We start from the raw sequence: 11,973 nt of genomic DNA on the forward strand, positions 1-11,973 counted from the left end.
CTCACCGCCGGCCGCCGCTCATGATGTCGTCCATGATCTTATTCGCTTCGGCCGGTCCGGCAATCAGTTCGATCATGCGGATGGCGGTGTAGCCGGTGCGGGTGCTGCCGGCGGGACCGGCCAGCGCCTGCTGCGCCTTTTCCGTCAGCGAGGCGGTGGTCTTCTGCGTCATCTCGCGCAGCTCGCCGCGCAGCCCCAGCGTATCGGCGATGGTCGCGCATTTGCGCAGCGCACGGGCGTGGTTCTCCGCCTGGGCGAGCTGGGCGCGTCCCTCGCTGGCGCCGATGGCGGCGTTGTCCAGCACGCCGACGGCGGCGACGATGCCGGCATCGGCGTCCTGCAACACCTGGGTCTTCACCATGGTATGGACTGAGTTGCGGACCTGCTTCAGCCGCTGGTCGAACTCCTTGTTGCGGCTGTGCTCCATCGCCGTCCGCGTGGCGTCCAGGCTGGCGACGAGGTCGAGCGCCAGATCGGCCACCGCCATGCGGTCGCTGGCCGGGGTGTTCTGCCAGCTGCGCGAGCGGTCCTCGATCTGGGCGACGACGGTGCCGCTCAGCTGCATGAACAGGGCGGCGCGGTCGGCCGATTTCTGGCCCAGATCCATGTCCCACAGCCCGCTCAGCAGCACCGACGGATCGGTCAGGCGCGAGGCGGCGAGCAGGATGAAGATCTTCAGCGTCTCCGGTCTGGCGCGGGACAGCCGGCGGCCGATGGTCTGGATCGCCTCGATATGGTCGCCATGGAGCTTCGGCACCGGCTTGGGCGACAGCGCCGCCTTCAGCTCCATGATCTCGGGCGCGATGGACAGGATGATGGTGATGTCCGCCAGCGCCCGTGTCCGGCTCGGGTTCATCCGCAGGTCGAGCGCTTCGCTGAAATGCCCGGACACCGCCCCCTCGGCGATCGTCGACACCGCCGCGGCGCATTCCCCCCAGAAGGCTTCGGTCAGCGCCTTGCGCTCCGGCCCGTTCTGGAGGGCCGGGCGGAAGGCGCGCATGCGCTCCTTGCCGACCTGCGCCTCCACCAGCGGCCACAGGCTGTTCATCAGCGACCGTTCGATCACGCTCAGCGGCACCGGGTCGGCCTTGCCCAGCGCTTCGAACAGGTCTTCGAACGGATCGCAGAACAGCCGCTTCAGCGTCGGCCGGCGGTGCAGCCGCAGCTCGACCAGACGGGGGCGGATCACGGCGATGGTGCGCTGGATGTCGGGATGGTCGTTCATCTGCTCCAGCAGATCGACGATCTGGCGGAACTTGGGCTCGTCGATGTCCAGAAGCTTGTCGCCCAGCGCGACCAGATCCCTCATCTCCATGATCAGGCCGCTCTCCCTTTGATCGTCTCGATCCGCATGACCAGATCGACGTCGAGCTGGCCGCTGCGCCAGTCGACATAAGCGCGCACCGACCGCTTGTGGCTGCTGGTCAGCTTGTCCGCCAGCATCGACTGGTCGGCGCGCCCCTCGTCCTTCGGCAGCAGGGGGATGACGCGGAAGATGTCGTGGACGGCCATGTCCTGGGTGTAGCGGTCCTGGCTCAGCGCGTCGTTCCACAGCAGGATCAGATATTCCCAGCCGTCGAGCAGCCAGGACAGCCGGCTCGACGCCTTGCGGATCTGCGGGCGCTTGGTCTCCCACTGGCGTAGCAGCACCTCGAACGACGCCATCGCCTGATCGAACTGGCCGATGACGTTGCGGGCATGGTTGACCGTATGTTCCGCCACCTCGGCGCAGAAGCCGCCGATGGGGGCCGCTTCCGACACGTTGTCGGTCGCCCAGTCGGTCATGCTGTCGCGGAAGCCCTGGAGATCGCGCATCAGCCGCCGCAGCCGCGCCGGCTTGGGCGAGCTGGCGAGCCCGATGGCCTCCATCATCAGCGCCAGCTCGGCGATGCGGCCATAGAGTTCCTTCGGTTCCAGAGCCAGACGCTGCGCCGCCTTCATCATCAGGTCGCGCGTCAGCTTCTGCCCTGCGGCGGAGGTCAGGCCGACCTTCAGGATCTCCGTCGATTCCAGGCCGACCGCCTTCAGCGCCTCGACGATCAGCTGGTAGTTGATCAGAAGCCGCTGGTCCTCGTCGTCGCTCAGCGCCGCTTCCGCCGCCGCCACGGCACCACCGCCGGCCAGCCCGCAGCGCGCCGCCTCCAGCACCGCCTTGCGGATGTCGTCGGGCGAGCAGCCGTCGGCCTTGGCGATCAGATCGTGCAGCATCCGGTCATGCACGGTCATCGGGAAGGCCAGCGGCAGCGACTTCCACGGAACCACATAAACGCCGCGCCCTTCCGAAAGGTTGGGCACCAGCACCTCCAGCTGGTCGCGGCTGTCCTTGCGCACGCGGGTCTGCGCCAGCACCGGCGTGGTGAAGGCCACGGCGGCGCCGCGCTCTTCGAAGGTGGACGGGGCGAAATTGGTCAGAGAACGCATCTTGTCCTGCGGCCCTGGCTGCGGGGTGGGGGCGGGGCGTCGTTGGATTACGGCGCTGCGATACTGAATTTTGCGTTAAATCCAATATAAGCGCCAATGGAATATATAACCTTCGGAGAGTCGGAACGGATCTCTTGCGGTACTCCCTGCTTCCGGCCTTCGCTGTTCCGCCCCCTTGTCCGTTGTCAGGGGAAGGGACGGTGCGTGGAGGGCAGGGGGATGAAAGCGGGTGCGGGATCGGTGTTCAAATGGATCGGCTACGGCCTGCTGGGCCTCGTCGGTCTCGTCGTCGTCGGGGTCGGCGCGGTGGTGCTGCTGTTCGACTGGAACGACGCCCGCGGCTTTGTCGCTCGCCGCGCCTCGGCGGCGCTGAACCGCGAGGTCGCCATCGACGGCGACCTGCGCGTGCATCTCGGCAACCCGATCCGCATCCATCTGGAAGGGCTGCGCGTCGCCAATGCCGACTGGGCGCAGGACCGAACAATGGCGGAGATCGAGGCGCTGGACGCCTCGCTGCGTCTCTGGCCGCTGCTGCGCGGCAACTGGGAACTGCCGGAGCTGAAATTCCAGGGGCCGAAGCTGATCCTGGAAAAGAACGACAAGGGCGAGGCGAATTGGAATTTCGGCCCGCCCAATGCCGAGAAGGCGGTGGCGAAGGAGGCTGCGACCCCCGACAAGCGCGGCGACATTCCGGTGATCGAGCGGCTGCTGATCGCCGACGGGCGGCTTCGCTACCGCGACCCCACCGGCGACATCGACATCGACAACAGCATCAACACCGCGACCGGCGACAACGACAGCGACACCGTGCAGCTGAACGGCAAGGGCAACTTCGCCGGCAAGCCCTTCACCCTGGCGGTGGAGGGCGGTTCGCTGCTTTATCTGCGCGACGATCCCAAGCCCTATCCGCTGAAGATCGATGCCGCCGTCGGCAAGACCAAGGGCCGCATCGAAGGGTCGGTGGCCGAGCCGGTGAAGCTGGAGGGCGTCGACCTGTCGTTGGCGCTCAGCGGCAACGATCTGGCGGAGATCTTCCCGATCCTCGGCATCCCGACGCCGAAGACCCGGCCCTATTCCATTTCCGGCCACCTGTCGCGCGAAGGGGGCCTGTGGGCCTTCCACGGCATGAACGGCAAGGTCGGCGAAAGCGACCTGTCCGGCGACCTGTCGGTCGACACCAATGGGGAGCGGCCGATGGTGAAGGCCGACCTCACCTCCAACCGGCTGGCGGCCCAGGATCTGGCCGGCCTGATCGGCGCCTCGCCGCGCGGCAGCGACGACTATCCGACCCGCGGCAACGGCCGCGTCATCCCCGCCACCCCGGTGAATGTGGAGATGCTGCGCAACACCGACATGGACGTCCGCCTGCGCGGCAAGCGGGTGGAGGCACCCTTCGCCCCCCTTCAGGATCTGGACATGCGGGTCAGGCTGGCCAACGGCGATCTGCATTTCGATCCGCTGTCGCTGGGCATCGGCGGCGGGCGGATCGCCGGCACGGTGCAGGTGGATGGCAGCCGCAAGGTGCCGGCGATGCGCACCAACCTGGACATCCGCGCGATGAAGCTGTCCACCTTCTTCAGCGAAACCTCCCTGGCGGGCCAGATCGGCGGCACGGTGGCCGGGCGCATCCAACTCGCCGGCTCGGGTAAGACGGTGGCCGACCTGCTGGGCAGCTCCGACGGCAAGATCGGCGTCGCGGTGGACGGCGGACGGGTCACCAGCCTCGCGGTCAAGGGGCTGAAGACCAACATCCTGGAAACGCTGGGCGTGGTCATTTCCGGGTCGAAGCCGATGCCCTTCAACTGCCTTGTCGGCAATATGTCGGTGCAGAACGGTGTCGCCCAGGTCGAGGCGCTGGTGCTCGACACGCCGGAAACGCTGGTGACCGGCAAGGGCCGGATCAGCCTGCGCAACGAGGCGCTCGACCTGCGCATCGTCGGCGATTCGAAGTCGCCGCAGGTCTTCGCCACCCATGTCCCGGTGCTGGTCGGCGGCACGCTGGGCAACCCGGACATCGGCGTCGATCCCACCGAGTCGGCGGCGCGGGGTGCTGCGGCGGTGGCGCTGGGCGTGCTGCTGACCCCGCTGGCCGGCGTGCTGCCCTTCCTTGACCCGGGCAGCGAGGAACAGCCACAGTGCGGCCGACTGGTGCAGGATGCCCGGTCACCCGACAAGGGGGCAGCGGCATCCGGCAAGTCGGGCAATGGCCGCGGGGACGGAAAGGCGTCGGGTTCGGCGCGCTGACCGAACGCAGAACCGCGTTCCTTTGTCCGATCCGGCTCCGGATTACAGGATAAGGACGCTGCCTTTCCCAATGACCATCGACCAGATGTTATCGTTTGGGATCATCGGCGCGGTGATCGCGCTGCTGATCTGGGACCGGCTGCGCTACGACCTTGTCGGGATGATCGCCCTGCTGGCCTCGGTCGCCGCCGGAATCGTGCCGGCGAAGGAGGCGTTCCAGGGCTTTTCCGACGACATCGTCATCATCGTCGGATCGGCCCTGGTGGTCAGCGCCGCCGTCGGCCGCTCCGGCGTGGTGGAGGCGGCGATGCGCCCGCTGACCGCGCGGATGAGCGGCGTCTGGACCCAGGTGGCGGTCCTGGCCGGGGCGGTGACCCTGCTGTCGGCCATCGTCAAGAACATCGGCGCGCTGGCCATCTTCATGCCCATCGCCTTGCAGGTCGCGCGGAGGAGCGGTACGCCGGTGTCGATGCTGCTGATGCCGATGGCCTTCGGTTCGCTGCTGGGCGGGCTGATGACTCTGGTCGGTACCTCGCCCAACATCATCGTGTCGCGCGTGCGGGCGGAGATGACGGGCGAGCCCTTCCACATGTTCGACTTCACCCCCGTGGGGCTGGTGATCGCGCTGGTCGGCGTCGCCTTCCTGACGGTCGGCTACCGGCTGCTGCCGAAGGGGCGGGCGGCGGGGGCCGGTCCTGCCTTCAACATCGACGACTACACGGCGGAGGCGCGGCTGCCCGCCGGCTCGCAGTTCGTCGGCCGCACGGTGGCGGAGCTGGAGACCTTCGGCGAGAACGAGGTGACCGTCGCCGCCATCGTGCGCGAGAATTACCGCCGCTATGTCCCGTCGGGCCATTGGGTGCTGTTCGCCGACGACATCCTGGTGCTGGAGGGCGACACCACGGCGTTGGGCGATCTGGTCAAGCGCGCCGGCCTGCGCATGATGCACGACAAGGACCAGGAGGGGGTCGAGAACGAGGACGACATCGCCGTGGTCGAGGCGGTGGTGGAGCAGCGTTCCGCCATGATCGGCCACAGCATCGAGGAGGTGAACCTGCGCGAGCGGTTCGGCGCCAATCTGGTGGCGCTCAGCCGGCGCGGCAGGCCGATCCGCCAGCGGCTGCGCCGCATCCGCCTGCAATCGGGCGATCTGGTGGTGCTGCAATGCCGGCAGGCCGCCGTCTCCGACACGCTGGCCGAACTGGGCTGCCTGCCGCTGGCCGAGCGCAACCTCGCCATCGGCCGCACGCCGAAGCGCGCCGCGGCGGTGGCGGTGCTGGGGCTGGCCGTCACGCTGGTCGCCACCGGGCTGGTGCCGGTCGCCATCGCCTTCTTCGGCGCGGCGGTGGCGATGACCGCCCTGAAGGTGGTCAGCCTGCGCGACGCCTACGAGGCCATCGAATGGCCGATCCTGGTGCTTCTGGGCTCCCTGATCCCGGTCAGCGAGACGCTGCGCACCACCGGCGGCACCGAACTGATCGCCGGCTTCCTGTCGGAGATGTCGCAGGGCCTGCCGCCGGCGGGGGCGCTGGCGATGATCATGGTGGCGGCGATGGCGGTGACGCCCTTCCTGAACAACGCCGCGACGGTGCTGGTGATGGCGCCCATCGGCGCCAGCCTCGCCACCCATCTCGGGCTGCGGCCCGACGCCTTCCTGATGGCGGTGGCGATCGGGGCGGGCTGCGACTTTCTCACCCCCATCGGCCACCAGTGCAACACGCTGGTGATGGGCCCCGGCGGCTACCGTTTCGGCGATTACTGGCGGCTCGGCCTGCCGCTGTCGATCATGGTGGTGGTGTTCGGCACGACGGCCATCGCGATCTTCTGGCCGCTGGTGCCGCGCTGAGGCCGAGGCGCGCCGGAACCCGACCGTTCACGAGATCGTGTGTTCATGACCGGTTCCGTGTTCCCTCCGTCTGGTGTAGGCTTCGCATCGGGGCTGAAGCCTGACGGGAGGCGGAAATGTCGGTGTGGCGCCGCTATCTGGTGAAGGACGTGACCGGCCGGCTGGTCGATCTGCCGAGCCGCCTGCTCGACCGTGCCGACGACGGCACCGCGCCGCTGCCGCATTTCGCCGGCCGTTGCGTGGAGGTGGTGGCGGCGGTGATCGTCGGTGACCGCGAAGCCCAGGCCCGCGTCACGGAACTGGCCTTCACCAAGCTCTATTTCGACCAGATGGGCTATGTCGACGCCGCGAAGCGCGAGCGGATGATCCGCCTGATGCTGGAAAGCTGCGCCGACCGCCGCTGCCCGCCGCCGAGCCGGGGCAAAGCGCCGGACGGATGCGCCCACCTGTCCCGCCGCGCCGTCGCCGCCCGCGACCAGCTGATCCGTGAATTCGGCTGGGAACCCAAGCCCGCCGAACGCGACGCCGCCCTCAGCCGCCTGGACCCGGCCCGCCTGCGCGCCGCGCCGCCGGAACCGATGCGCACGCTGCATTGAAAATCGGGGCATTGAGTCCAGCCCCCTTCCGGGACGGGAGAAGACGCGTTCCCACACCTGCAAAGGGGAGGGGGGCCTTTTCGAGCCGCTCCCCCAGGCCCATATGCGGACGAACGCAAAGCTTGGAGCCTGTCGAACCGCAGATGAGTCCTCCCGATACCGCCCAGACGCTGCCTTTCGCGCGCGTGCGACAGCTGGCCCTGATCGGCGCCGGATGCACGATCATCCTGCTCGGCCTGCTGATCGCCCCCTTGCCCGGTCCCGGCGGCCTGCCGGTGATGCTGCTCGGCGGCGTGCTGGTGCTGCGCAACTCCGCCGACGCCCGCCGTCTGTTCGTACGGGGCAAGCGCCGCTATCCCCGCATCTTCAGCCCGGTCGAACGCATCCGGCTGAAGCTGCGCAACCGCCGCCTGCGCAAGATTTACGGTGAGTGACTCGCAGGCGCCTGCCGGGCGGTTTCCCGGCAGGCGCTGACGAGTCCGTCCGTCAGGGAGCGGGCAGGGCCGGAACGCCGTCCTTCCACTGGTCCCAATGGCCGACGATGTGGTCGACCATCCGCGACCCGACCAGCTCCACATTCTCCACCGTCTCGGCGAAGCCACCGGCGGTCTCGCCCGGCTTCGGGTCGAGGTGCTGGAGCGTGGTCTCGTTCGGGTTGCCCTGGTCGAAATTGACCGCGCCGCGCAGGCTCATCACCCGGTCGGAGCCTTGCAGCCGCTTGATGACCAGCGTGATCGCCGCCGCTTCCATCTCGGTGATGACGTAGTCGTCCGCGCCATAGAGCTTGGCGATATACTGCGCCTGGGCCGACATGCCGGGGCCGTGGAAGAAGGTGTCGCCCGTCATGTGCGTGCCGGTGCCCACAAAAGGAGCACGCTGTGCCGCTTCCTGCGGATAACGCTTGCGGTAGGCGCGGGCGGAGTCGCTGTCCTTCAGCGGCGTGTCGGCGGTCAGGCGCATCGCCCAGGACACCAGCGCCGGGTTCATCGGGAACAGACGCACCGCCTCGTAGCCCTTGCGCGGCATGAAGGTCGGCTCGCCCGGCTTGTTCTCCTCCGGCGCCCAGCGGTGGCCGAGGTCATAGTCGACCACCCAGGTCGCCCAGCTCACTTCGCCGATGGTGCCGCGCGACGGTGGGGTGCCGGCCACACCGGTGACCATGAAATAGGCTTGCGACAGGTCGAGCTGCGGGTTCAGCAGGATCGCCTGCATCGAGGCCGACGAGCTGACCTTCCCCATGCCGAGCACCGATCCGCAGACGCCGTCGGCGTTGCAGTAGACCGGGTTCAGCGCGCCCTTCACCGCGATCGGCTCGGCCGTCTGCCAATAGCGCTCGTACCAGTGCTGGAACTCGCCGGCGCGGTCGCCGGTGTTCTTGCCGATCTCGAACATCGAGCCGACGAACACCTTGACCTTGATCGGTTCCGCAGCCTGCACGGAACCGGCCAGCCCGAACAGGACCAGGGCCGACAGGGCGGCACCGCGGCAGCGGGAAGAGAATGACATCGGAATTACACTCCTTGGGACAGAAACTTACCTGAGTATGCAACAGCCATACCATGGCCGTCTCCATCGCTCGGTGGGAGTCCAAACGATTTCGCCGACCGCCAGCAACCGCTCCTCTGCGGTCTGCCCTGCGGAAGCGGGCACTGGACAGCGTCGCCCCGCAGCGGCCATCTTGTGCGTCCGTTCGCATGAGGAGGCTTTCCGGTGAAGTCGGGCAACGCGCTGCTGTCCAGCTATGGCACCACCATTTTCGAGGTCATGTCCCGCCTGTCGGAGGAGCATGGCGCGATCAACCTGGGCCAGGGATTCCCCGACGACCGCGGGCCGGCCGACGTGCTGCAAACTGCGGCCGATGCGCTGCTGACCGGGTGGAACCAGTACCCGTCGATGATGGGCACGCCCGATCTGCGTCAGGCGCTGGCCGCCCACGCCGGCCGCTTCTACGGGCTCGACGTCGACTGGAAGACCGAGACGATGGTCACCTCCGGTGCGACCGAGGCGCTGACCGCCTGCCTGCTCGGCCTGATCGATCCGGGCGACGAGGTGGTGCTGTTCCAGCCGATGTACGACAGCTACCTGCCCATCGTCCGGCTGGCCGGCGGCGTGCCGCGCTTCGTCTCGCTGAAGGCGCCGGACTGGAGCTTCAGCCGCGCCGACCTGGAGGCCGCCTTCTCTCCCCGCACCAAGCTGGTGCTGATCAACGATCCGCTGAATCCCGCCGCCAAGGTCTTCGACCGGGCCGAGCTGGAGCTGATCGCCGAGTTCGTGCAGCGCCACGATGCGCTGGCGGTCTGCGACGAGGTGTACGAGCACATCGTCTTCGACGGCCGCCGCCACATCCCGCTGATGACCCTGCCGGGCATGCGCGACCGCTGCCTGAAGATCGGGTCGGCCGGCAAGACCTTCTCGCTAACCGGCTGGAAGGTCGGCTACGTCACCGCCGCCCCGCACCTGTTGCAGCCGGTCGCTAAGGCACACCAGTTCCTGACCTTCACCACCCCGCCGAACCTCCAGACCGCCGTCGCCTACGGGCTGGGCAAGGAGGAGGGCTATTTCACCGGGCTCGCCGCCGGGCTCCAGGCCAAGCGCGACCGGCTGTCGGCCGGGCTCGCCTCGGTCGGCTTCGACGTGCTGCCCAGCGCCGGCACCTATTTCGTCGCCGCCGACATCTCGCGCTTCGGCTTCGACGGTGACGATCAGGCCTTCTGCCGCTGGCTGGTGGCGGAGGCGAAGGTCGCCGCCATCCCTGTCAGCGCCTTCTTCGTGGAAAACGCGCCGACCAACGTCGTGCGCTTCTGCTTCTCAAAGAAGGACGAAGTGCTCGACACCGCCATCGAGCGGCTGCGGCACCGTTTCGTATCAAAATAGAAATCCACGGGCACAATTGGTAGGTAGACAAACAGTTCGGACATTTGACAAGTCTTAACCGATTGGTGCGATGATCGGCTCCACCCCCGCCGCATCGCGCCGGACGTTACGGATCGGCACTGCGGACCGGATGCGGGGGGCGGTGGAACGGCGGAGCGCAGGGCATGCCACGTCTCCCGACCTTTCGGTTCCCCTCCGTTAGGCTGCTGTCCATTCGGAACGGCATCCTGACGGCAACCGCCCTGGCGTTGGCCGGGGTGTGGGTCGGCTATGCCGTGATGGCGTCCTCCATGCTGGAAGGCCAGATGCGGGAGGCCATCGTCAATGCGCAGACGACGGCACGCGCCTATGAGAGCAGCACCAGCCGCACCGTGCATGACGTCGACACCACGCTGCGCTCCTTCGCCGAACGCTATGCCGAAGGCGGCTTGCCCCGCGCCCGCCGCATCATCGACGACGGGCTCTACGACACCGGCCTGATCCATCACTTCAGCGTCTTCGGTCCCGACGGCGCCCAGCTTTTCCGCAGCGAGGGGATGGGGCCGCCCGAAGGGCTGGAGGGCAGCGGTCTGATCGCCTATCACCAGGGGGAGGGGCGGTCGCTGATGAAGATCGGCCTGCCCTTCAACGGCTCGGCGACCGGGCAGCCTCTGCTGCGCTTTTCCCGGCGGCTGGAGGATGCGGCGGGCGAGTTCGCCGGCGTGGCGGTCGCCAATGTCGATCCCGATCACCTCTCGGGCTTCTACCGGCAGGCCGATGTCGGCCGCAACGGTGTGGTCACGCTGGTCGGGCTGGACCGGGTCATCCGCGCCCGCGGCTCCAAGGACGGAAAGGATTCCATCGGGCTCGACAGCAATGGCTCCAACCTGTGGGTTGCGGTCCAGCAGTCGCTGAGCGGTGTCTTCTGGCAGGACAGCATCGCCGACGGCATCCGCCGCGCCTACGCCTACCGGCCGGTCGAGGGCTACCCGCTGATCCTCGTCGTCGGCATCGCGGTGAAGGACATCGACGCCGCGGTCGCCGGCTTCCGTGGGCAGATGCGGATCATCGCGGCGCTGCTCAGCGTCTCCATCCTGCTGGTCGCCGCCTTCCTGCTGGTCCAGCAGCGCAACGCCGAACGGCTGGCGGCGGCGCTGGCGGTCAACCGCGATTTCCTCGCCCGTGTCAGCCACGAGCTGCGCACGCCGCTGAACGCTATCCTCGGCTTTTCCGAGATCATCAAGGACCAGATGTTCGGACAGGACGCCGGTCCGCGCTATGCCGACTATGCCCGCGACATCCATGCCTCCGGCCAGCATCTGCTGACCCTGATCGACGACATCCTCGACCTGTCGCGCCTCCAGGCCGGCAAGTTCGCCCTGCTGATGGAGGATGTCGACCCGGTCGCCGCCGCCGAATGGGCGCCCCGCATCGTCGCTCCCCAGGCCGAGCAGAAGTCGATCCGGCTGGAGATCAACCGCCCGCCGTCGCCCACGCTGGTGCGCGCGGACGAGCGGGCGCTGAAGCAGATGCTGCTGAACCTGCTGGGCAACGCCCTGAAATTCACGCCCGAGAACGGGCGCGTGCTGGTCAGCGTCGCGCGCGGGGTGAGTGGCCGCTGCGTCGTCCGCGTCACCGACAACGGCATCGGCATGACGGCGGAGGAATTGCGGCAGGCCTCCATTCCCTTCGGACAGACCTCCGCCCTCACCACCCAGCCCGGCCGCGGCACCGGCCTGGGACTGCCCATCGTCAAGTCGCTGATCGAGGCGCATGGCGGCAGCCTCCGCATCGATAGCCGGCCGGGGCAGGGCAGCCAGGTCACGCTGGAATTCGCCGCCTGACCCTGCCGCCGGCTCCCATTTCCGGCGCGCGATCAAAGCGATCTTCGTGCCGGCGCCGCAAAGCCATGGCGAAACCATTGCCGCTTGGGCATACTCCGCGCCGGTTTTATCCAGGTCCGAGCCGACGCCAGGGCTGTCCCCGGCCGCGTGCCTTCGGATCCACCCGCGG

At 68.1% G+C, this 11,973-nt stretch carries 9 protein-coding genes; 6 read left to right on the plus strand and 3 right to left on the minus strand.

What is annotated here, in order from left to right; translation table 11 throughout:
* Position 1: 1 nt before the first annotated feature.
* Together ABNQ38_RS12055 and ABNQ38_RS12060 are read right to left on the minus strand one after the other, a co-directional pair.
* On the minus strand, positions 2-1,315 hold the full coding sequence (locus tag ABNQ38_RS12055; RefSeq protein WP_377807076.1) for a hypothetical protein: 1,314 nt from the start codon (positions 1,313-1,315) through the stop codon (positions 2-4).
* A gap of 2 nt (positions 1,316-1,317) precedes the next feature.
* Positions 1,318-2,421: a hypothetical protein gene (locus ABNQ38_RS12060; protein WP_377807077.1), complete on the minus strand. Its 1,104-nt coding sequence runs from the start codon at positions 2,419-2,421 to the stop codon at positions 1,318-1,320.
* A 219-nt stretch (positions 2,422-2,640) separates the two neighbouring features.
* On the opposite strand from ABNQ38_RS12060, the gene ABNQ38_RS12065 reads away from it, so the two are divergent.
* The 4 genes from ABNQ38_RS12065 to ABNQ38_RS12080 all read left to right on the plus strand — a co-directional run bounded on the left by ABNQ38_RS12065 (position 2,641) and on the right by ABNQ38_RS12080 (position 7,541).
* The gene (locus ABNQ38_RS12065) at positions 2,641-4,665 is read left to right on the plus strand and encodes an AsmA family protein (protein ID WP_377807078.1); all 2,025 of its coding nucleotides are present in this window, start codon (positions 2,641-2,643) and stop codon (positions 4,663-4,665) included.
* A 70-nt stretch (positions 4,666-4,735) separates the two neighbouring features.
* The gene (locus ABNQ38_RS12070; RefSeq protein WP_377807079.1) at positions 4,736-6,511 is read left to right on the plus strand and encodes an SLC13 family permease; all 1,776 of its coding nucleotides are present in this window, start codon (positions 4,736-4,738) and stop codon (positions 6,509-6,511) included.
* Between the two features lie 116 nt (positions 6,512-6,627).
* Entirely contained in the window at positions 6,628-7,107 is a 480-nt protein-coding gene (locus ABNQ38_RS12075) for a hypothetical protein (protein WP_098738057.1), read from the plus strand.
* Positions 7,108-7,250: 143 nt separating this feature from the next.
* A complete protein-coding gene (locus tag ABNQ38_RS12080) occupies positions 7,251-7,541 on the plus strand; it encodes a hypothetical protein (RefSeq protein ID WP_377807080.1) in 291 nt (96 codons plus the stop codon).
* Positions 7,542-7,593: 52 nt separating this feature from the next.
* Here ABNQ38_RS12080 and ABNQ38_RS12085 read toward each other — a convergent pair whose 3' ends face one another.
* Entirely contained in the window at positions 7,594-8,613 is a 1,020-nt protein-coding gene (locus ABNQ38_RS12085) for a purine-nucleoside phosphorylase (RefSeq protein ID WP_377807081.1), read from the minus strand.
* Between the two features lie 204 nt (positions 8,614-8,817).
* Here ABNQ38_RS12085 and ABNQ38_RS12090 point away from each other — a divergent pair, with 204 nt between their 5' ends.
* Together ABNQ38_RS12090 and ABNQ38_RS12095 are read left to right on the plus strand one after the other, a co-directional pair.
* Positions 8,818-9,981 carry an aminotransferase gene (locus tag ABNQ38_RS12090; protein WP_377807082.1) on the plus strand — a complete coding sequence of 388 codons (1,164 nt, stop codon included), beginning with the start codon at positions 8,818-8,820 and terminating at the stop codon, positions 9,979-9,981.
* A 164-nt stretch (positions 9,982-10,145) separates the two neighbouring features.
* On the plus strand, positions 10,146-11,804 hold the full coding sequence (locus ABNQ38_RS12095) for a sensor histidine kinase (protein WP_377807083.1): 1,659 nt from the start codon (positions 10,146-10,148) through the stop codon (positions 11,802-11,804).
* Positions 11,805-11,973: the final 169 nt, after the last annotated feature.

It is taken from the genome of Azospirillum sp. A29 (assembly GCF_042604625.1).
Lineage (GTDB): Bacteria > Pseudomonadota > Alphaproteobacteria > Azospirillales > Azospirillaceae > Azospirillum > Azospirillum palustre.